The organism is Streptomyces sp. MNU76, from assembly GCF_020982545.1.
Taxonomy (GTDB): Bacteria; Actinomycetota; Actinomycetes; order Streptomycetales; family Streptomycetaceae; genus Streptomyces.
Map to the genome: position 1 here is coordinate 172,438 of NZ_JAJKLK010000029.1, position 23,480 is coordinate 195,917.

At 70.4% G+C, this 23,480-nt stretch carries 18 protein-coding genes and 4 pseudogenes; 13 read left to right on the forward strand and 9 right to left on the reverse strand.

Annotated elements, in window-relative coordinates:
* Positions 1-111 precede the first annotated feature (111 nt).
* Positions 112-1,669 (forward strand): annotated as a pseudogene (locus tag E4N62_RS43100) (Re/Si-specific NAD(P)(+) transhydrogenase subunit alpha).
* Between the two features lie 6 nt (positions 1,670-1,675).
* A complete protein-coding gene (gene pntB / locus E4N62_RS43110; protein WP_230223623.1) occupies positions 1,676-3,106 on the forward strand; it encodes a Re/Si-specific NAD(P)(+) transhydrogenase subunit beta in 1,431 nt (476 codons plus the stop codon).
* 68 nt (positions 3,107-3,174) lie between these two features.
* On the opposite strand, the gene E4N62_RS43115 is transcribed toward pntB, so the two are convergent.
* Positions 3,175-4,044, reverse strand: coding sequence for a hypothetical protein (locus E4N62_RS43115; protein ID WP_230223625.1), 870 nt, complete (start codon positions 4,042-4,044; stop codon positions 3,175-3,177).
* A gap of 251 nt (positions 4,045-4,295) precedes the next feature.
* Here E4N62_RS43115 and E4N62_RS43120 point away from each other — a divergent pair, with 251 nt between their 5' ends.
* A complete protein-coding gene (locus tag E4N62_RS43120; RefSeq protein ID WP_230223626.1) occupies positions 4,296-4,688 on the forward strand; it encodes a VOC family protein in 393 nt (130 codons plus the stop codon).
* Between the two features lie 79 nt (positions 4,689-4,767).
* On the opposite strand, the gene katG is transcribed toward E4N62_RS43120, so the two are convergent.
* The 6 genes from katG to E4N62_RS43150 form a co-directional block, all read right to left on the reverse strand.
* A complete protein-coding gene (gene katG / locus E4N62_RS43125) occupies positions 4,768-6,957 on the reverse strand; it encodes a catalase/peroxidase HPI (protein ID WP_230223627.1) in 2,190 nt (729 codons plus the stop codon).
* A 182-nt stretch (positions 6,958-7,139) separates the two neighbouring features.
* Positions 7,140-7,784, reverse strand: a complete 645-nt coding sequence (locus E4N62_RS43130) for a CoA transferase subunit B (RefSeq protein ID WP_230223628.1) — start codon at positions 7,782-7,784, stop codon at positions 7,140-7,142.
* Entirely contained in the window at positions 7,781-8,536 is a 756-nt protein-coding gene (locus tag E4N62_RS43135; protein WP_230223629.1) for a CoA transferase subunit A, read from the reverse strand. Before E4N62_RS43135 ends, E4N62_RS43130 begins: the two co-directional genes overlap by 4 nt.
* Positions 8,536-9,732, reverse strand: coding sequence for a fumarylacetoacetase (gene fahA / locus E4N62_RS43140; RefSeq protein WP_230223630.1), 1,197 nt, complete (start codon positions 9,730-9,732; stop codon positions 8,536-8,538). The genes E4N62_RS43135 and fahA overlap by 1 nt, the downstream gene beginning before the upstream one ends.
* Positions 9,729-10,607 (reverse strand): hypothetical protein, encoded by an 879-nt coding sequence (locus E4N62_RS43145; protein ID WP_230223631.1) that lies wholly within the window; start codon positions 10,605-10,607, stop codon positions 9,729-9,731. The genes fahA and E4N62_RS43145 overlap by 4 nt, the downstream gene beginning before the upstream one ends.
* Positions 10,604-11,821, reverse strand: coding sequence for a homogentisate 1,2-dioxygenase (locus E4N62_RS43150; RefSeq protein WP_230223633.1), 1,218 nt, complete (start codon positions 11,819-11,821; stop codon positions 10,604-10,606). The genes E4N62_RS43145 and E4N62_RS43150 overlap by 4 nt, the downstream gene beginning before the upstream one ends.
* 178 nt (positions 11,822-11,999) lie before the next feature.
* Between E4N62_RS43150 and E4N62_RS43155 the strand changes: the two genes are divergently transcribed.
* The 3 genes and pseudogenes from E4N62_RS43155 to E4N62_RS43165 form a co-directional block, all read left to right on the forward strand.
* Complete coding sequence (locus E4N62_RS43155; RefSeq protein ID WP_230223634.1) at positions 12,000-12,671, forward strand: IclR family transcriptional regulator; 672 nt, start codon at positions 12,000-12,002, stop codon at positions 12,669-12,671.
* Positions 12,672-12,835: 164 nt separating this feature from the next.
* Positions 12,836-14,041: a 4-hydroxyphenylpyruvate dioxygenase gene (gene hppD / locus E4N62_RS43160; protein ID WP_230223636.1), complete on the forward strand. Its 1,206-nt coding sequence runs from the start codon at positions 12,836-12,838 to the stop codon at positions 14,039-14,041.
* Positions 14,042-14,281: 240 nt separating this feature from the next.
* Positions 14,282-14,537: pseudogene (locus tag E4N62_RS43165) on the forward strand (transposase); the annotation flags it as partial.
* Positions 14,538-14,954: 417 nt separating this feature from the next.
* Here E4N62_RS43165 and E4N62_RS43170 read toward each other — a convergent pair.
* Positions 14,955-15,611 (reverse strand): TetR/AcrR family transcriptional regulator, encoded by a 657-nt coding sequence (locus E4N62_RS43170; RefSeq protein ID WP_230223638.1) that lies wholly within the window; start codon positions 15,609-15,611, stop codon positions 14,955-14,957.
* 175 nt (positions 15,612-15,786) lie between these two features.
* On the opposite strand from E4N62_RS43170, the gene E4N62_RS43175 reads away from it, so the two are divergent.
* Positions 15,787-15,987 carry a hypothetical protein gene (locus E4N62_RS43175; protein ID WP_230223640.1) on the forward strand — a complete coding sequence of 67 codons (201 nt, stop codon included), beginning with the start codon at positions 15,787-15,789 and terminating at the stop codon, positions 15,985-15,987.
* 80 nt (positions 15,988-16,067) lie between these two features.
* Here the strand turns inward: E4N62_RS43175 and E4N62_RS43180 are convergent.
* A pseudogene (locus E4N62_RS43180) lies at positions 16,068-16,331 on the reverse strand (IS481 family transposase); the annotation flags it as partial.
* Between the two features lie 270 nt (positions 16,332-16,601).
* On the opposite strand from E4N62_RS43180, the gene E4N62_RS49055 reads away from it, so the two are divergent.
* The 6 genes and pseudogenes from E4N62_RS49055 (at position 16,602) to E4N62_RS43210 (ending at position 23,332) form a co-directional block, all read left to right on the forward strand.
* Positions 16,602-17,774: a hypothetical protein gene (locus E4N62_RS49055; RefSeq protein ID WP_230223642.1), complete on the forward strand. Its 1,173-nt coding sequence runs from the start codon at positions 16,602-16,604 to the stop codon at positions 17,772-17,774.
* Between the two features lie 521 nt (positions 17,775-18,295).
* Positions 18,296-19,319: pseudogene (locus E4N62_RS43190) on the forward strand (aminotransferase class I/II-fold pyridoxal phosphate-dependent enzyme).
* A gap of 39 nt (positions 19,320-19,358) precedes the next feature.
* The gene (mtnA, locus tag E4N62_RS43195) at positions 19,359-21,146 is read left to right on the forward strand and encodes an S-methyl-5-thioribose-1-phosphate isomerase (protein WP_230223644.1); all 1,788 of its coding nucleotides are present in this window, start codon (positions 19,359-19,361) and stop codon (positions 21,144-21,146) included.
* Positions 21,147-21,171: 25 nt separating this feature from the next.
* Positions 21,172-21,750, forward strand: a complete 579-nt coding sequence (locus tag E4N62_RS43200) for an acireductone dioxygenase (RefSeq protein WP_230223646.1) — start codon at positions 21,172-21,174, stop codon at positions 21,748-21,750.
* Positions 21,747-22,505: an acireductone synthase gene (gene mtnC, locus E4N62_RS43205; protein WP_230223648.1), complete on the forward strand. Its 759-nt coding sequence runs from the start codon at positions 21,747-21,749 to the stop codon at positions 22,503-22,505. The genes E4N62_RS43200 and mtnC overlap by 4 nt, the downstream gene beginning before the upstream one ends.
* Positions 22,502-23,332, forward strand: a complete 831-nt coding sequence (locus E4N62_RS43210) for an S-methyl-5'-thioadenosine phosphorylase (RefSeq protein ID WP_230223650.1) — start codon at positions 22,502-22,504, stop codon at positions 23,330-23,332. Before mtnC ends, E4N62_RS43210 begins: the two co-directional genes overlap by 4 nt.
* Positions 23,333-23,480 lie beyond the last annotated feature (148 nt).

A 23,480-nucleotide genomic window follows, 5' to 3' on the forward strand; every position in this document is an offset into this window, starting at 1 on the left:
ACTCGACCGGCGATTGGGTGCACCGTCCCCGTATCCACCTCGTACTCATGGGGCATGGGTCAACAAGTGGGTCAACCAGGGAACAGGCATCACAGGGAAGAGAGACAGAGGATGGTCCAAGCGGAACCCGAACCCCAGAGCATCGGCGTCCCGGCCGAGTCCACCGCGGGGGAGACCAGGGTGGCGTCCACGCCGGTCACCGTGGGCGGACTCGTCGCGCTCGGTTACGACGTGGTGGTCGAACCGGGGGCGGGGGCGTCGTCCCGCTTCTCCGACGCGGCCTACGAGGAGGCCGGCGCCCGGCTCGGTGACCCGTGGGCGGCGGAGATCGTGCTCAAGGTCAACGGCCCCTCCACGGAGGAGATCGGCCGGCTGCGCGACGGGGCGACGCTGATCGCGCTCATCGGCCCGGCACACAACCCGGACCTGGTCGACGAACTGGCCCGGCGACCCGTCACCGTCCTCGCCATGGACGCCGTGCCCCGCATCTCCCGGGCCCAGTCGCTCGACGTCCTCAGCTCGATGGCGAACATCGCCGGATACCGGGCCGTCGTCGAGGCCGCGCACGCCTTCGGTCGCTTCTTCACCGGTCAGGTGACCGCCGCGGGCAAGGTGCCACCCGCCAAGGTCCTGGTGGCCGGCGCCGGCGTCGCCGGACTCGCCGCGATCGGCGCGGCCCGCAGCCTCGGCGCGGTGGTCCGCGCCACCGACCCGCGCCCCGAGGTCGCCGAGCAGGTCCGTTCCCTGGGCGGCGAGTTCCTCACCGTCTCCGCCGAGCAGGCAGTCAGCACCGACGGCTACGCCAAGGCCACCTCGGACGACTACAACCGGCTCGCCGAGCGGCTGTACGCCGAACAGGCGGCCGACGTCGACATCATCATCACCACCGCGCTCATCCCGGGCCGTCCGGCACCGAGGCTCATCACCGCCGCCGACGTCGCGCGCATGAAGCCCGGCAGCGTCATCGTCGACATGGCGGCCGCCCAGGGCGGCAACGTCGAGGGCACGGTCGCCGGCAAGGCCGTCGTCACCGACAACGACGTCACGATCATCGGCTACACCGACCTGCCCGGCCGGCTCCCCGCCCAGGCCTCACAGCTCTACGGCACCAACCTCGTCAACCTGATGAAGCTGCTCACCCCCGGCAAGGACGGCCGGCTCGTCCTCGACCTCGACGACGTCGTGCAGCGCTCCATGACCGTGGTCCGCGACGGCGAGAAGACCTGGCCCCGCCCCCGGTGCAGGTGTCCGCCACGCCGGCCCCGACGCGGCCCCGGAACCCGCGACGCCGGCCCCCACCGGAGCGGCGGTGAAGCCCGCCCGCCCGGCCCGCTCCGCCTACGCCCTCGTCGGTGCCGGAGCCCTCGCCCTGTTCCTGGTGACCGCCTTCTCGCCGGGCGAACTCATCGGTCACTTCACGGTGTTCGTGCTGGCCATCGTCATCGGCTTCTACGTCATCGGCCAGGTGCACCACGCGCTGCACACCCCACTGATGTCCGTCACCAACGCCATCTCCGGGATCGTCGTGGTCGGCGCGCTGCTGCAGATCGGGCAGGGGAACACCGCCGTCACCGTGCTGTCGTTCGCCGCGATCCTCCTGGCGAGCATCAACATCTTCGGCGGATTCGCCGTCACCCGCCGCATGCTCGGCATGTTCTCGAAGGGCTGATCAGGGATGACCACCGTCACGGCCGCAGAGGCCGCCTACGTCGTCGCCGCGCTGCTGTTCATCCTCAGCCTCGCGGGGCTCTCCCAGCACCGGACGTCCCGCTCGGGAGTCGTCTGGGGCATCGCGGGCATGATCATCGCCCTGGCCGCGACCGTCGGGCTCGCCTCCCGCAGCATCACGGCCACCGGACTCGTGCTGATCGCCGTCGCCACGGCCCTCGGCGCCGGCATCGGCCTGTGGCGCGCCCGGGTCGTCGAGATGACCGGCATGCCCGAACTGATCGCCATCATGCACAGCTTCGTCGGCCTCGCCGCCGCGTTCGTCGGCTGGAACGGCTACCTCGACGTCGACGCCGAACTCACCGGTTCGCTGCTCGGCATCCACCACGCCGAGGTGTTCATCGGCGTGTTCATCGGCGCCGTCACCTTCACCGGCTCCGTCGTCGCGTACCTGAAGCTCTCGGCACGCATCGACTCCCGCCCTCTTACACTGCCCGGCAAGCACATCCTCAACGTCAGCGCCCTCGCCGCCTTCGTCGTGCTCACCGTCGCCTTCGTGGCCCGCCCCGGCATGGGCCTGCTCATCGCCGTCACCCTGATCGCGCTCGCCCTCGGCGCGCACCTGGTCGCCTCCATCGGCGGCGGCGACATGCCGGTGGTCGTCTCCATGCTCAACAGCTACTCCGGTTGGGCCGCTGCGGCCTCCGGTTTCCTGCTCGCCAACAACCTGCTCATCGTCACCGGCGCGCTCGTCGGCTCCTCCGGCGCCTACCTCTCGTACATCATGTGCAAGGCGATGAACCGCTCCTTCCTCTCGGTGATCGCGGGCGGCTTCGGCACCCCGGCGGCGGACGACGACGGCGAGCAGGGCGAACACCGGGAGATCGACGCCGAGGAGACCGCACAGCTGCTGCGCGACGCCTCCTCGGTGATCATCGCGCCCGGCTACGGCATGGCGGTCGCCCAGGCCCAGTACCCGGTGGCCGAGCTGGCGCGCAAGCTGCGCGAGCGGGGCGTGGAGGTGCGCTTCGGCATCCACCCCGTCGCCGGACGGCTGCCCGGACACATGAACGTGCTGCTCGCCGAGGCCAACGTCCCCTACGACATCGTCCTGGAGATGGACGAGATCAACGACGACTTCGCCGCGACCTCGGTCGTCCTCGTCATCGGCGCCAACGACACCGTCAACCCGGCCGCCATCGACAACCCGGCCAGCCCCATCGCCGGCATGCCCGTGCTGCACGTGTGGGAGGCGGCCCATGTGGTGGTCTTCAAGCGGTCCATGGCGGTCGGCTACGCGGGCGTGCAGAACCCGCTGTTCTTCCGCGAGAACACCCAGATGCTCTTCGGGGACGCCAGGCAGCGGGTGGAGGACATCCTGCGCGGCCTCGACGCCCTCGACGCGCCGGTCCCGGAGATGGCCGGCACCTCACGCTGAACCTGCGGAGTGCGACATGTGTCCCGGACGGCACGTCGTCCGGGACACGGAGGGGCCCACCGCACCGCTCAGTCGTCCCTGCCCGTCGATTTGCTCGGCAGGCAGACCTGGCGCGCCCAGAGGCCGAGGAGCGCCATCCCCCCGACCCACAGCGGCACCGGGTCGACGGCCGTCGGCGCCAGCGCGTAACCCAGCGCCGACACCGTGCAGACGGTCAGAGGGATGAACGCCGCGGCTCCCTCCATCCCCGATCGCAGCATCGGCCGACCGACGCCCAGGACACTGGCCCCGCCGGGCACCCAGGGGCTGACGGCGACGATCAGCAGCCCCGCGGTGCCGCAGACGTCGGCCACGTGGGACATCGCCTCGTGGCCCGCCGCGCCCACCCGCGACAGGCGCAGGGTGTCGCCGACCAGCATGAGGAACACCCCGACGATCGCCGTCCACAAGGTGGCCTGCCGATCGCCCTGCACGAGGCGTCGCAGGGCGAGCAGAAAACCGAGGAACACCACTTCCGAAGTCCACAGCACGCCCAGCATCCCCGTCTCCGGCCGCCAGCCGTCACCGGCCCTGCCCAGGAGCACCCATCCCGCCATGAAGACGGCCCCGGCCATGACGGCCCCGTCGAGCAGGCGCCGCAGCCACGCCCGCCACCCCGTACCGGCGTCCGCCGCGACCACCAGACCGGCCAGCCCCAGCCCGACCGTGACCGTCACCCCGGCGACCACCGCCAGACCGGCCCACCCGGCCGCGCCCGGTGCCGGCCGCGGATCGCTCGACAGCGCGACGAGGGAGGCCCGATAGACGGCGCCGGCGGTGGCGGAACCCGCCACCAGGAGCAGCCGGGTACGCACCCGTCCCCGTGTGCCCCCGGCACGGAGCAGGAAGGAGACCGTCAGCACCAAGCAGCCGACGGTCGGTCCGAGGGACAGCGTCATCCATCCTCCCCACGGCCGCCGGATCCCGACACAGACCGTACGGAACGCACTCCGGCACCGAGCGGTGAAGTCAGCTGATTCACTCGTGTTGCGTAAGCCTGGCCCGGTGGCCTTGTGCGGTCGGCCCCGCTTCGTGCGGGTGAAGGCAGGCGACCATCCGGACGTCGACCGCGTGGCGTGCCGTCGGCCGTGGCGCGTGTGGTGTGCCCTGACGTACTCGGGACGACTCACGCGTGAAGGAGACACACGGCATGTTCGGACTGACACAGGCGTTCAGTGGCTTCGCGGTGGACGACCTCGGCGAGGCCCGCCGGTTCTACGGCGAGACCCTCGGGCTGCGGGTGGAGGAGGCCGGGCAGGGGGACATGCGGATGCTGACCCTCACACTCGGCAGCGGCGCGCGGGTCTTCGTCTATCCGAAGGAGACGCACACCCCCGCGACGTTCACGCTGCTCAACTTCCCCGTGGACGACATCGAGGCGGCCGTCGACGAACTGGGGCGGCGCGGCGTGACGTTCGAGCGCTATCCCGAGTTCGACCACGACGACAAGGGCATCGTCCGGACCGGCGACGGCGGCCCCGCGGCGATCGCCTGGTTCACCGACCCCGCCGGGAACGTCCTGTCCGTGCTGCAGGAGAACTGACGACGGCTCCGGTCGAGGCGGGTCCGTGCTTCCCGGCGGGCACGCGTGCTGTGGACACGGCGCGCGTGCCCGCCGCCGTTCAGACCACGTCGAACCGGTCGAGGTTCATCACCTTGTCCCACGCGGCCACGAAGTCACGCACGAACTTGTGCCCCGCGTCCCGCGCCGCGTAGACCTCCGACACGGCTCGCAGCTGGGAGTGCGAGCCGAAGACCAGGTCCACCGCGGTGGCGGTCCACTTGAGTTCGCCCGTGGCGCTGTCCCGGCCCTCGAACACGTTCTCGTCCGACGTCGACGCCTTCCACTGCGTACCCATGTCCAGCAGGTTGACGAAGAAGTCGTTGGTCAGTGCCTCCGGCCGGTCCGTGAAGGCCCCGTGCCGGGAGCCTTTGAAGCCGGTGTCGAGCATCCGCATGCCGCCGACGAGCACCGTCATCTCGGGAGCCGTGAGCGTGAGCAGGTTGGCGCGGTCCAGCAGCAGGGTCTCCGGCGACAGCTTCTCTCCCGCCCGGAGGTAGTTCCGGAACCCGTCGGCCCGGGGTTCGAGCACGGCGAACGAATCCACGTCGGTCTGTTCCTGCGAGGCGTCCGTGCGCCCCGGTGCGAACGGGACGGTGATGTCGTGACCGGCGTTCCTCGCGGCCTGCTCGACGGCCGCGCAGCCGCCGAGGACGATCAGGTCCGCGAGCGAGATCCTGGTGCCGTCGGACCGTGAGCCGGCGAAGTCCTCCCGGACCCGCTCCAGCCGCCGCAGCGTGTCGGCCACCTCGGGCAGTCGGTTGACCTCCCAGTCCCGTTGCGGCGCGAGCCGGATCCGTGCTCCGTTGGCCCCGCCCCGCTTGTCGGTGCCGCGGAAGCTCGCCGCGGACGCCCAGGCGGTGGTGACGAGTTGGGAGAGGGACAGGCCCGAGGCGAGGATCGTGCTCTTCAGAGCGGCGATGTCCGCGTCGGCTACGAGTCCGTGGTCGACCTCGGGGACGGGGTCCTGCCACAGTTGCGGTTCGGGGACCCACGGGCCGAGGTAGCGCGTGACGGGCCCCATGTCACGGTGCAGCAGCTTGTACCACGCCCTGGCGAAGGCGTCGGCGAGCCTGTCCGGGTTCTCGTGGAAGCTCTTCGCGATCGGGCCGTAGACCGGATCCAGCCGCAGCGCGAGGTCCGTCGTCAGCATCATGGGGGCGTGACTCCTCGACGGATCATGGGCGTCGGGGACCGTGCCCCGGGCCGCGGGATCCGTGGGTGTCCACTGCTTGGCGCCGGCCGGGCTCGTCGTCAGCTCCCATTCGTAGCCGAACAGGTTGTCCAGGTACCCGTTGTCCCACCGGGTCGGCGCGGAGGTCCAGGCGCCTTCGAGTCCACTGGTGAGCGCGTCGGCGCCCTTGCCGCTGCCGTACCGGTTGTGCCAGCCGAGCCCCTGCTGCTCGACGGGCGCCGCCTCGGGCTCGGGGCCGATGTGCTCGGGATCGACAGCGCCATGACACTTGCCGAACGTGTGGCCGCCGACGATGAGCGCGACCGTCTCCTCGTCGTTCATCGCCATGCGCCCGAACGTCTCGCGAATGTCCCGGGCGGCGGCCAGCGGATCCGGATTGCCGTTCGGCCCCTCCGGATTGACGTAGATCAAGCCCATCTGCACGGCGCCGAAGGGAGCTGCGAGTTCCCGGTCGCCACGGTAACGCTCGTCCCCGAGCCAGATGTCCTCGGGTCCCCAGAAAATCTCCTCGGGTTCCCAGATGTCCTCTCGCCCGAATCCGAATCCGAACGTCTTGAATCCCATCGATTCCATGGCACAGTTACCGGCGAAAACCAGAAGGTCGGCCCAGGAGATTTTCTGTCCGTACTTCTGCTTCACCGGCCACAACAGTCGGCGCGCCTTGTCCAGACTCGCGTTGTCCGGCCAGCTGTTGAGGGGAGCGAAGCGCTGGGCGCCGCTGCCGCCGCCGCCCCGGCCGTCGGCCATCCGGTACGTGCCCGCCGCGTGCCAGCTCATCCGGATGAAGAGCGGCCCGTAGTGGCCGTAGTCGGCGGGCCACCAGTCCTGCGAGGCCGTCATCACGTCGAAGACGTCCCGCTTCAGCGCGTCGACGTCGAGGGTCGCGAACTCGGCCGCGTAGTCGAAGTCCTCGTCCAGGGGGTTCGAGCGGGGCGAGTGCTGGTGGAGGACTTGAAGGTCCAGCTGATTCGGCCACCAGTCCCGGTTCGTCCTGGGCCGGGTCGGCGTGGGGGTGGGGGAGGCGATTGCCGGGTTTTCGCTTTCGCTGCCGGACACGTCGTCCTTCTTTCTGTCTCGGTGTTTCCGCGCGCCATGCCGAGGAATGTGATGTCGTCCGTATGGTCGCGCACCGCAGACGGCACCGCCACGAAACACGCAGGGCGCAATCGCCTGACAAGCGTGCGAGGAATTCCCCCTTTTCCGTGCACGCTCGCGAGACGGTCGTGCCGTGACCCGAGTCAGCTCCTGACCGGAGTTCCCGTCTTCTCGCGCACCTCCTCGAAGGTGACACCGGGGGCGAGTTCGACGAGCCGGCACCCCTCGTCCGTGATGTCCAGCACGGCGAGGTCGGTGATGATCCGCTGCACCACTCCCTGCCCGGTGAGCGGCAGGGTGCACTCCGCGACGATCTTGTGGGAGCCGTCCTTGGCGACGTGCTCCATGAGGACGATCACCCGCTTGGCGCCGTGGACCAGGTCCATCGCGCCGCCCATGCCCTTCACCATCTTGCCGGGCACCATCCAGTTGGCCAGGTCGCCCGAGGCGGAGACCTGCATGCCCCCGAGCACGGCCGTGTCGATGTGGCCGCCGCGAATCATCCCGAAGCTCTGGGCGGAGTCGAAGAACGACGCCCCGGCGCCTACCGTGACGGTCTCCTTGCCGGCGTTGATCAGGTCGGCGTCGACCTCGGTTTCGGCCGGGTACGGGCCTGTCCCGAGGATGCCGTTCTCGCTGTGCAGCGTGACCCGGACGCCCTCCGGGAGGAAGTTCGGGATGAGCGTCGGCAGGCCGATGCCGAGGTTGACGTACTCGCCGTCACGAAGCTCGCGTGCGGCGCGCGCCGCCATCTCCGGCCGGGTCCAGCCGGTCCGCTGCCCGCTCATGCCGCACTCTCCCGGACGGTCCGCTTCTCGATGTGCTTGGTCTGCGGGCCGGTGTGGACGATCCGCTGGACGTAGATGCCGGGCAGGTGCACCTCGGCGGGGTCGATCGCACCGGGCTCCACGAGTTCCTCGACCTGGGCGACGCACGTCCGTCCCGCCATCGCGGCGAGCGGGTTGAAGTTCATCGTCGCCTTGTTGAAGACGAGGTTGCCGTCGGTGTCGCCGAGCCTCGCGTGGACGAGCGAGAAGTCGGCCACGATGCCCTCCTCCAGGACGTACCGGCGGCCACGGAACTCGCGGACCTCCTTGGGAGGGGAGGCGACCAGGATGTCCCCCGCCCGGCCGTACCGCCAGGGCAGACCGCCCCGGGCGACCGGCGTACCCACGCCCGCCGGGGTGTAGAACGCGGGGATGCCGCAGCCGCCCGCCCGCAGCCGTTCGGCCAGCGTGCCCTGCGGGGTGAGTTCCACCTCCAGTTCTCCGGCGAGGTACTGGCGGGCGAACTCCTTGTTCTCCCCGACGTAGGACGCCGTGACCCGGCGGATCCGGCCGAGGTCGAGGAGGATGCCGAGTCCGATGCCGTCCACACCGCAGTTGTTGGAGAAGACCTCCAGGTCGTCGGCCCCCTGCTCGGCCAGTGCCTGGATCAGCCGGTCCGGTATCCCGGAGAGCCCGAACCCGCCCACGGCCAGCGAGCTGCCCGGGGTGATGTCGGCGACCGCCTCGGCGGCCGACGCGACCGTCTTGCCCATCACGCCGACCGTCGCTTGCCGCTGGTGATCCGGCCGCGGGCCTCGCCGAAGCCGATCCGGGTTCCGTCGGCGCCCGGGGCCGTGGCGGTGAGGACGACCTCGTCGCCGTCCTCCAGGAACGTGCGCGGTCGGCCGTTGACCGTGACGGGCTCCTTGCCGCCCCAGGTCAGTTCGATGAAGGCACCCCGCTGTTCCTTCTCCGGGCCCGAGACGGTGCCGGACGCGAACAGGTCACCGGTGCGCGAGGGAGCGCCGTTGACGGTCTGGTGCGCCAGCATCTGGGCGGGCGACCAGTACATCGCGGAGTACGGCGGCCGGGAGACGACCTGACCGTTCCAGGCGACCGTCAGGTCGACGTCCAGGCCCCACGGCCGGGCCATCCGCAGGTACGGCAGTACGGCCGGCTCCTGCGGCGGGACCGGGACCCGGGCGGCGTCCAGGGCGAGCAGCGGCACCACCCAGGGCGAGATCGTCGAGGCGAACGACTTGCCCAGGTTGGGGCCGAGGGGGACGTACTCCCAGGCCTGGATGTCGCGCGCGGACCAGTCGTTGAAGAGCACCACCCCGAAGATGTGCCGCTCGGCGTCCTCGACGGCGATGGAGTCGCCCATGGCGCTGCCGGTCCCGACGACGAAGCCGAGCTCGGCCTCGATGTCGAGCCGCGTCGAGGGCCCGAAGACGGGCGCCGGGTCCTGGGGCCCCTTGCGCTGCCCGGAGGGCCGGACGATGTCGGTGCCCGAGACGACGACGGACGCCGCCCGGCCGTGATACCCGACGGGCAGGTGTTTCCAGTTCGGCAGCAATGGGTCCGGGTTGTCGGGCCGGAAGAGCCGACCCAGATTCGCGGCGTGGTGCTCGGAGGCGTAGAAGTCGACGTAGTCGGCGACCTCGAACGGCAGGTGCAGGGTGACCGCGCCCAGGTCGTGGACCGCCTCCTCGGGGATGGGGCCACGGAGCCGCTCGGCGATCCCGGCGCGGACCTCGACCCAGCGGTCGTGGCCCTGCGCCATGAAGGCGTTGAGGCTCGGCCGGGCGAAGACGTCGTCGTCGAGCAGCGCGGCCAGATCGATGACGTGGTCGCCGTAGCGGGTCGCCACGCGCGGTGCCCGGCCGGGCACCGAGTAGACGCCGTACGGCAGGTTGGTCAGGCCGACCAGCGAGTCGGCCGGGACGGTCGACAGGGTCGTGCCGGTCATGGGGACACCTCGGTCAGGTCGGCGACGGTCGTGGCGGGCAGCAGTCCCAACCCGGCCGTCTCGACGGCGGGTTCGGCGACGGAGCAGGTGCCGAACGAGCGGAACAGCTCACGGACCTGGGGCGACAGGGCGCGCACCCGCTCGGCGACCCGGTCGCCGTCGCGGTCGGACAGCAGCTCGACCAGCGTCGCCGCCTCGGCGCCCCGCAGAGCGGCGTCGGTGGCCAGGAGCAGGTTGAGGAACCCGTGCTGCTCGAATCCGGTCTCCGGGTCGGTGTTGCGCAGCGCGTGGTGCAGCCCCGCCGTCGCCTTGAACGCGACCCCGGCCCGCGCCGCGGCCAGGACGGCAGCCGCGAGTTCACGCTCGTCGGGGTAGAGGTCGGCGCGTACGCCTCCGGTCCGGAACTTGGCCAGGTAGGGCGTGCCGGCGAGGGCGGCGAGCAGGGCCTCGCGCCGGGAGTCGCGCGGCACCTCGACATAGACAGTGAGAGTGGTGTCGTCGTCGATCGCCTCGGCCAGGGCGGGAACGACCCTGTCGGCGGCGACTTCGTCCGGGACGGTGACCTCCAGCCCGACCAGCCGTACGGCCGGGATCCGGTGCGCGGCGGCGAGAGCCTCGCGGACACCCGGCAGGGGCACGGTCACCGAGAGGTCGAACGACCCTGCGGCGAGGTCCCCGGTCGGCTCGGCGAGCCTGTCGATGTCCTTGGCGGCCAGCACGAACGCCCCGACCAGTCCCGCGTGGGCGCCACGGGTGTGCGCCACGTGGGCCGGGACGGCCTCCTCGACGGGCAGGCTGCCGGGCGGGAAGACCGCCGCGTCGTCGAACAGACCGGCGAGCACCGGGGGGATGCCCGGTGTCGGCGAGGCGCTCATCGGTTCTGCTCCCAGGAGTAGACGTACGTCCCGTCGTCGGTCGCGCGGGCGGCCTCACCGAGCTGGAGGGGACGGAAGGTGTCGACCATGACCGCGAGCTCGTCGAAGAACTCCGCCCCGATCGACCGCTCCATGGCGCCCGGCTGGGGACCGTGGGGGTGGCCGCCCGGATGCAGGGAGATCGAGCCCTGTCCGATCCCGGAGCCCTTGCGGGCCTCGTAGTCCCCGCCGCAGTAGAACATCACCTCGTCGGAGTCGACGTTGGAGTGGTAGTACGGCACCGGGACGGACAGCGGGTGGTAGTCCACCTTGCGCGGTACGAAGTTGCAGATCACGAAGTTGTGGCCCTCGAAGACCTGGTGGGCCGGCGGCGGTTGGTGAACCCGTCCGGTGAGGGGCTCGAAGTCACGGATGTTGAACACGTACGGGTAGAGACAGCCGTCCCAGCCGACGACGTCGAAGGGGTGGTTCGGCAGTGTGTGGACGGTCCCCACGACGCCGCCCGGGCCCCGGTGCTTGATGTACACCTCGGCGTTCTCGCCCTCGACGGACTTCGGGCCCTCCGGGAGGCGGAAGTCGCGCTCGCAGTAGGGCGCGTGTTCGAGGAGTTGGCCGTGCTTGGACAGGTAACGCCGGGCGGGTCCCACATGCGAGTTGGCCTCGATCGCGTAGATCCGTACGTCCCCGTCCCCGTCCCCGTCCCCGTCCCCGTCCCTGTCCCCGTCCGGGACGATCCGGTACGTCGTCGCCCGCGGGACGATCACATAGTCCCCGCCGCCGACCTCCAGGTCACCGAAGACCGTCTCCACGCGTGCGCGCCCGTCCTCGACGTAGAGGCACTCGTCGCCGATCGCGTTGCGGTAGTACGGGCTGACCGTGTCGGCCACGACGTACGCCAGCCGCACGTCCTCGTTGCCCAGCAGCAGTCTGCGGCCGGTCACCGCGTCGACGCCGGGCCTGGCGTCGGTGAACAGCTTGTGCGTGGAGAGATGGCGGGGCACCAGGGGGTGGTTGGGGGTCAGGGACTGGTCGCCGAGGTCCCACACCCGGAACTCCCGGACCGCCGACGGGATGTGCCGGTGGTAGAGCAGCGAGGAGTCCGAGGAGAACCCCTCCTCGCCCATGAGCTCCTCGTAGTAGAGGTTCCCGTCAGGGTCCCGGTGCTGGGTGTGACGCTTCGGCGGGACCGCGCCCGCCCGGTGGTAGTACGGCACGTCTCTCTCCCTTGCGCGCTCAGCGCACATTTTTGTGCGTTGGAAGCGACGGCTTGACGTTAGGTGTGGGGCGACGGCCCAGTCAAGGTGCCGCTCGGGATCCTGGGCACCACTCGCCCGTCTGACGTGCCCTAACGTGGCGCCCGAAGAAGCGCTGTCGGTTTTCTCGGAGGTGTTGATGGCCACCCTGCAAGGTCTGGACCGTGGGCTTCGGGCTCTGGAGCTGGTCTCCCTGACGTCCGAGGGTCTGACCGTGGCGGACCTGGCGGCGCGGCTGGAGATCGACCGGGCCATCGCGTACCGGATCGTGCGGACGCTGGAGGAGCACGGCCTGGTCTCCCGGCAGGGCAAGCGGGTGCGGCTCGGCGCCGGTGCCGCGACGCTGGCGGGACGGTTCCAGCATCAGCTGGTCCTGGCGGCCCAGCCCGTGCTGCAGGAACTCGCCGACGCCACCGGGACCTCCGCCTTTCTGACAGTGGCCCACGGCGCGCGGGAATGCGTTCCGGTCGCGGGTGCGCAGCCGACCGTCCAGCACGGTCCCGTCCAGGTGGGCTACCGCATCGGCGTGCGCCATCCGCTGGAGAGGGGGGCGAACGGCGTCGCCATCCTCGCGCTGCAGCCGCCTGTGCCGGGCGAGCCCGAGGAGGTCGCGCTGGCCCGGGAGCAGGGCTACGGCGTCACCTCGGGGCAGCTTCAGCAGGGTGCCACCGGGATCGCGGCGGGCTTCGAGGTCGCGGGTGCGGCGGGCGCCTCGGTCGGGGTCGTGGCCATGCACACGTTCGACATCGAACCGGTCGCCGCACGGGTGAAGGAGGCGGCCTCCCGGCTGGCGTCACTCGGCAACGCCTGATCCCGGACCCTTTCTCGACTGGGCAGATTGTATAGGCGAAGCCCGGAGCAGGGAGGCAAACTGAGCAGCTTGAGCAGCCCGAAAGGTGACTCTTGTGCAGGCCCGAGGGGTGGGTGTGTTCTACCGCCACGCGCCGGAAGCAGGCACACCGAAAGGGATGACGCATGAGCATCGAACAGACCCTCACGAGCCAGGAGCGGTTGGCGGAGCTCGACCTCCAGCAGCTCAAGCAGCTGGTCGGGCTCGTGGAGTACGACGCACAGGGCGATCCCTTCCCGGTGACCGGGTGGGACGCGGTGGTCTGGGCGGTGGGCAACGCCACGCAGGCGGCGTCGTTCTTCCAGGCGGTCTTCGGGATGGAGCTGGTCGCCTACTCCGGCCCGGAGACCGGCAACCGCGACCACCACGCGTTCGTGCTCCGCTCCGGAGCCATCCGGTTCGTGCTCAAGGGCGGTGTCGACCCGGAGAGCCCCTTGCTGGACCACCACCGCCGCCACGGTGACGGCGTGATCGACATCGCGCTCGAAGTGCCCGACGTCGACAAGTGCGTCGAGCACGCCCGCGCGCAGGGCGCGACCGTGCTGGAGGAGCCGCACGACACCACCGACGAGCACGGCACTGTCCGTACGGCGGCCATCGCCACCTACGGCGAGACCCGCCACACCCTGGTGGACCGCTCCCGCTACACCGGTCCCTATCTGCCCGGATACGTGGCCCGGACCTCGGGCTACGTGAAGCCCGACAACGAGCCCAAGCGTATTTTCCAGGCACTCGACCACGTGGTGGGCAACGTCGAACTCGGACACATGGACGAGTGGGTCGACTTCTACAACCGCGTCATGGGCTTCACCAACATGGCCGAGTTCATCGGCGACGACATCGCCACCGAGTACTCGGCGCTGATGAGCAAGGTCGTCGCCAGCGGCAACCACCGGGTGAAGTTCCCGCTCAACGAGCCGGCGATCGCGAAGAAGCGCTCGCAGATCGACGAGTACCTCGACTTCTACCGGGGCCCGGGCGCCCAGCACCTCGCCCTCGCCACCAACGACATCCTCAGGACCGTCGACGTCCTGCGGGCCAAGGGCATCGAGTTCCTCGCCACGCCGGAGAGCTACTACACCGACCCGGAACTGCGCGCCCGGATCGGCAAGGTCCGCGTGCCCATCGAGGAACTCGCCTCGCGCGGCATCCTTGTCGACCGTGACGAGGACGGCTACCTGCTGCAGATCTTCACCAAGCCGATCGGCGACCGGCCCACCGTGTTCTTCGAGTTCATCGAACGCCACGGCTCCCTGGGCTTCGGCAAGGGCAACTTCCAGGCCCTGTTCGAGGCGATCGAACGTGAGCAGGAGAAGCGCGGCAACTTCTAGCGACCGGGATCCCCGGAGCACCACACAGGCCACCACCGAGCCCGGGGGTGGCCTGTCGCACGCCGCCCCCGACAGCCTGCGGGGGCGGCGCTCGGCCTCAAGAGCTTCGACACTGGCCGGCCGAGAACGCCGCCGACATCCCGGTGAGCTGACCCGGGCCCCGTGTCCAAGCACCCGCCACTCGCCCCATGCCATCCCGGCAGGCCCGAAGTCCGTTCGGTGAACCATCGCCCGCGCCACGGGTGCCAAGTCGCCTGCCTGCCCGGACTCGGCATGCGGCGGATCGCCGACCTCCACCCCGGCGAGGCCAAGAGCGACGCGAAGGACGCCGCGGTCATCGCCGGTGCCGCCTGGACGATGCCCCACACGCTGCGCTCGCTGGAACCGACCGACGAGATCACCGCCGAACTGACCGTGCTCGTCGGCTTCGACCAGGCCCTCGCGGCCGAGGCCACCCGCACCAGCAACCGGCGGCCTGCTCACCCAGTTCCAACCGCTGCCGCTGCCGCTGCCGCTGCCGCTGCCGCTGCCGCTGCCGCTGCCGCTGCCGCTGCCGCTGCGGCCGCGCCGGATACGCGTTGAGGTCGGGGCCGGCTGGGTCGTCATCCACCAGTCTCGACTTCTCGGTGAGCTGGTCAATGCGACCATGGCGGCGGTCAGACCCGTATAGGGGCCGCGCAGGACGCAGCAACGTGATGGCGCCCAAGCGTTGCGCGCGTCCTGGTGAGGGCGGCGAGCCTGCCGAAGACGTCCCGGGCGGAATCCGCGTAACCGGTGTCGGTGGCGGTCGCGTTGCGCTCTAGCAGACTGATCACGGCCAACGTCGTCGCGGCCCGTACTGTCCCGTCCTCGCGATCGAGAGTGAACGAGGCCATCGCCGATCGGCGCCCGGACAACGGTCTGCGCACCGTCCTCATCTTCCGGGGTCGCTGTCCAGCAGCGGGATCATCAGCTCTACCGCGCGGCGCACGTCGAGCAGAGCCGCCTCGAAATCGACCTCGTCGGGATCGAGCAGCCATTGGTAGGCCGCGCCGCACAGGCCGCTGACCAGGAGCCGCGCGACTCCGTCGGGGGAGACGGCCCGACCGATCGTGCCGTCGTCGATGCCTTGCTGCAGGCTCATCGCCACGTTGCGCCGGAGCGCGCGATGCAACCGCCGGATGCGTTCGCGCAGGGAGGCCACGGAATTGAGCGCCTCGAACATCAGGGCGCAGAGGCCGCGCATCGCGTCGGGGGAGCGGCGGTATCCGTCCAGGACGGAATCGACCACGACGAGAGCGGCGTCGCGTCCGGTCAGCCCGGCTGCCTTGGCGTGGCCCTCCTGGTTCCACCAGGTGAGCGTCACACGCTCGACGAGGGCGTGGAGCAAATTCTCCTTCGAACCGAAGCGCCGGGTGATCAAGCCGTGACTGTAGCCGGCCCGGTCGGCGATCAGTGCCAGGGTCGCGCGTTCATAGCCCACTTCGGCAATGAGCTCCTGCGCGGCGTCGAGGAGTCGCTGTGTGGAGACCTCGGCGCGGGCCTGCTTGGTAACGGGCAGAGCGGGGGGCGGAGGCGGTGAGGAAGCCACGGGTACACCCAAATCTTAGGGAATTTTACTGTCAGCCACTTTCGGCCGCCCCGTCGCGACGCCGGTCGGCCGAAAGTGGCCATCGTCCCATGGTGCTGGGGTGAAAGTTTGTTGCTGGCTAACTACTTTTTTGTTTAACTTCTTTTGCCCTGGATCCCTACCAAGGAGAGCCCTCATGGCCGACCGCCACCCGGCCGTCGTTCTCGGTAACTCCACCCCTGGGCGGGACGCCGAGTTCAACAGTTGGCACCCAAACGCGCACAGTCCGCAGGTCGGCCCGGTCCCCGGCCTCGTCCGCGCCCACCGGTACCGGATGAGCGACCTCCGGTACGACGAGCGGGTCCGGGCCAGGCCGTACCAGTACCTGACACCGTGAGACATCGAGGGCGACTTCGCCGCGGCCCCGGCCGCGCGTCAGGAGGCCCACCGCGCCGACAAGATCGACATGCCGCCGAGAATCCAGCGTTCCATGAGCGCGTTCATCCGCGGCATCCGGATGCCGCTGCGTACGCACTCGATCCCCACATCCTCAAGGACGGTGTCGAACAGGGCGGGGTACTTCCCGTCCCGGTCGCGGATCACGAACCGGGCCCGGCAGCCGGCATCCTCGAGATGCACGACGAGGTTCCTGGCGGCCTACGCCACCCCGGAAGCGGTCGGGTGCGTCGTCGCGCCCAGGACGCGGATGCGCCGACCGACGTGCCCGATCACCGCGAACACCTACAGCCGCGCCCCGACGAGTTTTGGCCAAGGACACCGGTGCTCGACGCACTCGGCGTCATGGGCGGCAGGGGCACCGCCGCCGTCGATCTGCAGGGAGACACCCCGCTGCCCGTATTCGGCGACGTCACGCGTGCCCGGTGACGGGCGGTCTGGGTCTGCTCGAAGCGTCCGTCCCCGCGTTCACCTCCGCGGAGGGGATCGTCGAGGACGTACGGCACTGGGCCTACATACACCGAGGCCGAATGAATCGCAAAGGATGTCCTCAGCGTGGAAAATCTCAAGTGCACAGTCGAAGCTTTGACCGATTGGCTTGCAAAGAATCAATGGGCGGTGGTTGAGGACATCCTCACTGCGGTGTGGCGTGATGGGATTCCGGACAGCCCCCTCAGCAGGGATCCCGCGTTGGTGACGGTGGTGCGATCGGAGACCAAAATGCTTTTCACGCGCACTGTACGAGGGATCAGGGACGAGTTACAGGAGTCGGTCCGGTCCCCCGAGGCGCGGCACATCGCCCGGATTGCAGCACTGCACGAGACACCGCTGAATGACCTGGTCGCCAGTTACCGGATTGCCCACGGGATCGTTCAGGACGCCTTCTTCCAGGCCGCGCACGAGGTGGACGTTCCGGAGGCCGACGTACTGCCCGGCTTACAGCATTGTTGTAGCCGGCTTTCCCATCTGATGGCGTTGGTCACCGAGCTGGTGACGGATGAGTACGCGGAGGCTGTTCGAGCGAGCACGATGGACGAGAACGCGTTACGGCTCCAGGCGGTGCGGACCGTCCTGAACCACGCCGACTCCGCCGCCGAACTCCCCTTCTACGACCTGAACGCCGAGCACGTCGCCGTCGTGGCCTCGGGTGCGGCGGCGAGAACGCTCGCCGAGTTCGCACGCGAACGCGGAGACTCAGCCCTCTCCGTTTTCGTCGACCGCAGCGTGGTGTGGGCGTGGTTCAGCTCGGTGGGGCCGGAACAGGTGCACGAGGCGGTTCTGGAACGCACGCCGCACATCCGGCTGGGAACCAGCGGGCCCAGCAAGGGAGTTCGGGGTTTTCGTCAGGCCCACCGCGAGGCCCGATCCGCCTATCGCGTGTGCGACCAGACCGAGCGCCGGAGCGCGCATTTCTACGAGGTTGCCCCCGAAGTGATCGGCATGGCCGACGTGGACGCCGCACGCAGCCTCGTCCACCGGCACCTCGGCCAACTCGTCGGCGGCGGCAGCAGACACAGCGTGCTGCGCAAGACGCTCGAGGCCTATCTCGCGTCGGGACAGTCCGCGCGCTCCGCCGCCCTCAAGCTGGGGCTGACGGAGCGGACCGTCGCAAACAGACTGCAGGCCGCGCGGGCGCTGCTGCCGCCGCACACGGAACTGTCCTCGCTCGAACTCGCGCTCTCGTTGCGGCTACGGTCCCTGGTGACGGGCCAGTCGTCGGATACATAGCCCGCTCGGCAGCCCGGGCGTACGAGGAATCGGCTCCGTCCCGGTCTGCACCGCGGGCACGTGTCGCACGGGCCGTGCCCGCGAGACCCGGCCCGGGACCGCCGCCGGTCTCGGTCACCTGCAATGGCCTTCCTGAATCGAGAAGATCACGGGCGGATATTTCTCACTGTTGTCATTGTCCGCGAACAGTGCGTGATGGCAGGCTGAATCAACAGGGGAGGCGCCCCGGTATCACTGCGCGGCACCCTGGAGGCTGCCCCGAAAATGCTTCCCGACCGGTCGGGCGTGAACGGCGTACGGAGACCGGGATCACACGACAGGTATTCCGGCCATCACCCCCAGGATTCGGATACGGCGTACATGACCCCCGACTTGAGCGCGACGATTTTCACCGGACCTCGAATGCCCGCCCATGACTCCCTTCCGGGGATCTCCGCTCCTGTTCCATCCGGGCGATTTCGTGCCGATCGTCCTTTTCCGTGGCTGCGTTGCCGTATCACTCATGACATGTGGATGGGAACATGGCGGACAGGCCTCTGCTGAATCGCGCGCTCGCCGGGCCAGGCACGACGAGCTTCGTTGAGATGTCCGCACTCGCGGCCAGAACCGGACCGGCCGACCTGGGACAGGGATCTGACACGGACGGCCCCGCCGTCATCGCCGAGGCCATCGCCCGCGCGACCAGGGAGGGACGCGGCAACCAGTACCGTCCCAGCCCCGGGCTGCCCGGCCTGCGCCGTGCCATCGCCGAGCACCAACAGCGCCTCTCCGGGCTGCAGTACGACCCGGAGAGCGGGGTGGTCGTATCCAGAGGCGCCATCCAGGCACTGGCGGCGCTTCCGGGGCTCCTGGTGCCCGACGACGAAGTGATCACCCTCGACCCCTGCCACTACTCCTGCGCCGCCTGCATCGCCATGGCCGGAGCCGTCCGCGTCCCGGTCCCCCTGCGCCCGTCGGCGTTCCGGCCCGAACCGGCGGAACTTCACCGGGGCATCACGCCCCGCCCTCGACTGCTGCTGATCATCTCGGACGAGGTGTACGAACACCTGGTGTACGACGGCGCCCGGCACCGACCGAGCGGCTCCCTGCCCGGCATGCGTGAGCGCACGGTGTCCGTCTCGTCCGCCGGGAAGACCTTCTCGTTCACCGGCTGGAAGGTCGGCTGGGTCACCGCGCCGCCGAAGCTCGCCGCGGCCGTGCAGACCGCCAAGCAGTGCCTCACCTTCACTCGGGCGCCTTCCAGCACGCCCTCGCCGAAGCGCTCCGTCCACCTGACCAGTACTTCACCGACTTCCTCGACGCCCTGCGGTTCCGTCGCGACCTGCTCGTCCGGGGCCTGCGGGAGGCGAGACCGGAGGCGTCCCGCCCCGCGGACACGTACGTCGTCACCGCCGACACCACCTCGCTGGGGGACCGCGACGGCCTGGCCTTCTGCCGCTCGCTCTTCCGCTTCGCCTTCTGCAAGCGGGCCGACGTGGTGCAGAGGCCGGCGCACGGCTGAAGGCACTGGCCGGCGGACCCGTCCCACCTTCCGTCATTCCCTGAGCGCGGCTGGGCGCAGTCCGCTCGGACCAGAGGAGGATCATGACCACCCGTCCCGCCCACTCGGCCACGGTGCCCGGGCCCGAGACGTCTTCACCCGATGGCCGGACCCTGTCCGGTCCCGCCGCCTCGCTCACCTGGTCCGACGGGGCCATCAGCATCGTCGACCAGCGGGCGCTGCCGCACGAGATCCGGTGGCTGCGGCTTGAGACGGTGGACGAACTCATCGACGCCATCCGCTCGCTGGCGGTGCGAGGTGCTCCCGCGATCGGACTGGCCGGAGCGCTGGGCGTGGCCCTGTCCGCGCACCGGCACACCGCACCCGGCGGCTCCACGGACGAGGCCGCGGTGCGCGCCGACGCCGCACGGATTGCCACGGCACGGCCCACAGCGGTCAACCTGGCGCAAGCCGTAGCCCGGGTGGCCGAACGTATTCCCGAAGGGCCCGACGTGGTGCTCGACACCGCGCTGCGGGCGATCGACGAGGACATCGCCACCAACCGTGTCTGTGCCGTCAGCGCCGCCGACCTCGTCGCCGGACTGCTGCCGGGCCGGCCGCTGCGCGTGCTCACGCACTGCAACACCGGTCGTCTGGCCACGGCGGCGGGCGGCACCGCTCTCGGCGCCGTCCTGGAACTTGCCGCACGCGGCCGGATCGCCGAGGTGCTGGTGGACGAGACGCGCCCCCTGCTGCAGGGAGCCCGGCTCACGACCTGGGAACTCGAGGAGGCCGGCGTGCCGTACCGGCTGTGCCCCGACTCCGCGGCCGCCGCCGCGATGTCGGGATCCCTGGTGGACTGCGTCCTCGTGGGCGCCGACCGCATCGCGGCGAACGGCGACACCGCCAACAAGATCGGCACCTACGCCCTGGCGGTGGCGGCCGCGAGGCACGGCATCCCGTTCGTCGTCGTGGCGCCGGAATCCTCGTGGGACCCGGAACTGCCGGACGGCTCCGGGATCGTGATAGAGGAGCGCGCGGCGGACGAGGTCACCACGCTGGCCGGGGTCCGGATCGCCCCCGAGGGCGCCCGGGTGTTCAACCCGGCGTTCGACGTGACGCCGCACGAACTGATCACCGCGCTCGTCTCCGAGGTGCGTGTGCTGCGGCCGGAAGCCCCCGCCGCACCGACCACCTCCGCCGCGCCGTCGGCTCTCCCCCCGGACGGCGCGGCCGAGCAGCACCGGGCAGGTGCGGCCGCGGCTCTCGCCGACCAGTCCCGCGATCTCTACCTGCGCGGGTGGATGCCCGGGACGTCCGGCAACCTCTCGGTCCGGCTGCCCGGCCCGTCCTCCCGCGCGCTCATCACCGGCAGCGGCCTGGACAAGGGCGCCCTCAGCCCGCGGGACATGGTGCTGGTGGACACCGTCACCGGGCAGGTCGCCGGACCGGCCGGTGACGGGCCGCGGCCCTCTGCGGAGACGGCTGTCCACACCGCCGTCTACCGGTCCGTCCAGGAGGCGGGCGCCGTCGTGCACGCGCACTGCCCGTACTCCACCGCCCTGGCCCGTCGTGTCGGCGCCGTCGGCCACCTCTCCTGGCTGCCGCTGCGGCACCTGGAACTCCTCAAGGGACTGGGCCTCGCAGACCCCAGCCACACAGCACTGCCCGTGTTCCCCAACTGGCCCGATGTCGCCCGTATCGCCCAGGACGTGGCCGGTCATCTGGCCCAGCACCCCTCTTCGCCGCCGGCGCTGCTCATCGCCGACCACGGCATCACGGTCTGGGGAAGCGACCTGGTACAGGCGCGCAACCGGCTGGAGTGTGTCGAGGCCATGTGCCAACTGCTGCTGCTCACCGGCGAGTCGGACCCGATCCGCCTGGCCGCATGACGCCTCCCGGAAAGGAATCACCTCCGTGACCCTGCTCCAGATCATGCCCGAGGACGCACCCGAGAACGTGCTGCTGCGTACCCGCGACGAAGCGGACATCGTCCGCGAACTCGCCCCCCACGGCGTCACGTTACGACGCTTGCCGCTGCGCACCGACGACATCCCCTCCCTCGACGACCAGGCCCTGCTGGACCTCTACCGCGAAGAGATCGAGGAGGTGTGCGCCCGGGACTCGATGAAACTCGTCGACGTGGCCCGGCTGCACCCGGCCCCGACCGAGGAGTGGCGCGAGCGCGCCGCGAAGGCCAGGTCCACGTTCCTCGAGGAGCACCTGCACAGCGAGGACGAGGTCCGCTTCTTCGCCCACGGCCGCGGCCTGTTCACCCTGCACCTGGACGACCGGGTCTTCGCCGTGCTGTGCGAGGCCGGCGATCTGCTGTCGGTGCCGGCTGGTGTCCGCCACTGGTTCGACATGGGCGAGCACCCCGATTTCGCTGCCATCCGCTTCTTCCAGGAGGAGGACGGCTGGGTCGGCGACTTCACCGGCGTGCCGATCGCCGGCGGTTTCCCCGGGCTGGACGACCTCACCGGGTCCGGCCTGTGAACGCTCTTCGCACGCATGCGGTGGTCCTCGACATCGAAGGCACCACCGGGTCCCTGACGCATGTACGTGACGTGCTCTTCCCGTACGCCCGCAAGCGCCTGGCGGACTGGTTCCGGCGCCACCGTGACGACCCCCGGCTGGCGGCCCTGCTGGACGCCGTACGCAAGGAGGCGGGCCGTCCGGAGCTGGATGCGGCGGGCGCTCTGTCGGCGCTGGCCGCATGGTCGGACGCGGATGTCAAGGCGGCCCCGCTCAAGACGGTCCAGGGATGGATCTGGGCCGAGGGGTACGCGAAGGGCGACCTGCACGGGCACGTCTACCCCGAGGTGCCCAGCATGCTGCGCCGGTGGCGGGCGGGCGGTATCCGCGTCTTCACCTACTCGTCGGGCTCCGCCGAGGCCCAGCTGGACTGGTTCGGCCACACTGTGTACGGCGACCTGACCGGGCTGCTGGACGAACGGTTCGACCTGGAGAACGCGGGTGCGAAGAACGATCCCGACTCCTATCGGCGGATCGGCCGTGTGATCGGTGGCTCCGGCCTGCCGCCCGTCTTCCTCAGCGACACGGCGTACGAACTCGACGCGGCGACGGCCGCGGGCTGGACCGCCGTCGGCGTGCGCAGGGACCACGACCCCCGCGGACCCGAGGTACCCGGTCACTTGACGGTGCCGGCCCTCGACCAGCTCTGTCTGCGGTCGCCCCACGCTGCCGCCGGTGGCCCCAACGGAAACGTCGGAGAGGTGTTCTTCTCATGAGCGCAGCACAGCGGTCCGCCGTCTCGGCCGAGATCGGGGTGATCGGCGGCACCGGCTTCTACGAGTTGCTGTCGGATGCCACCGAGGTCACGGTCAGCACCCCCTACGGCGACCCGACGGACACGCTGACCGTGGGCACGGTGGGCGAACGCCGGGTCGCGTTCGTGCCCCGGCACGGCCGCGGCCACGGCCACCCCCCTCACCGCATCAACTACCGTGCGAACCTCTGGGCGTTGCGGTCGATCGGCGTCCGGCAGATCCTCGCCCCGTGCGCCGTCGGCTCGCTCCGCCGCGATCTCCCGCCCGGCAGTGTCGTCGTCCCCGACCAGGTGGTCGACCGAACCAGCGGCCGGAAGGGGACCTTCTTCGACGACCGCGTCGCGCACGTGTCCTTCGCGGACCCGTACTGCGACGCGGGCCGCTCGGCGGTCCTGAAGGCGGCCACCGACTGCGGGGGCGAACCGGTCACCGACGGCGGCACGATGGTCGTCATCGAGGGCCCGCGCTTCTCCAGCCGCGCCGAGTCCCGCTGGTACGCGGCGGCTGGCTGGTCCATGGTGAACATGACCGGCATGCCCGAGGCCGCCCTGGCCCGAGAGCTCGCCCTGTGCTACACCTCGGTAGCCCTGGTCACCGACATGGACGCGGGCGTCGACTCCGAGGAGAGCGTGGCCCAGGAGGACGTCTACGAGGTCTTCGCCCGCAACATCGAGCGACTGCGCGGTCTCGTCCTGAGCACCGTGACCCGGCTCCCCGAGGACCGCGCCTGCCGCTGTGCGCAGGAACTGGACGCGGTGGACGCACTCTTCGCTCCGCCCGCCGCATGACCCCACCCCGCCCGCGGGTCCCGGTGACGCGGTGCGGGGAGAAACGCGGGGAGAACAGACGCACCCCGGTGTCCTCGTCGCGGTGACGACGACACCGGGGTGCAGCCCGGTGTACGGGCGACCGCCCGCCGGGAGGACTCGGGGGCCG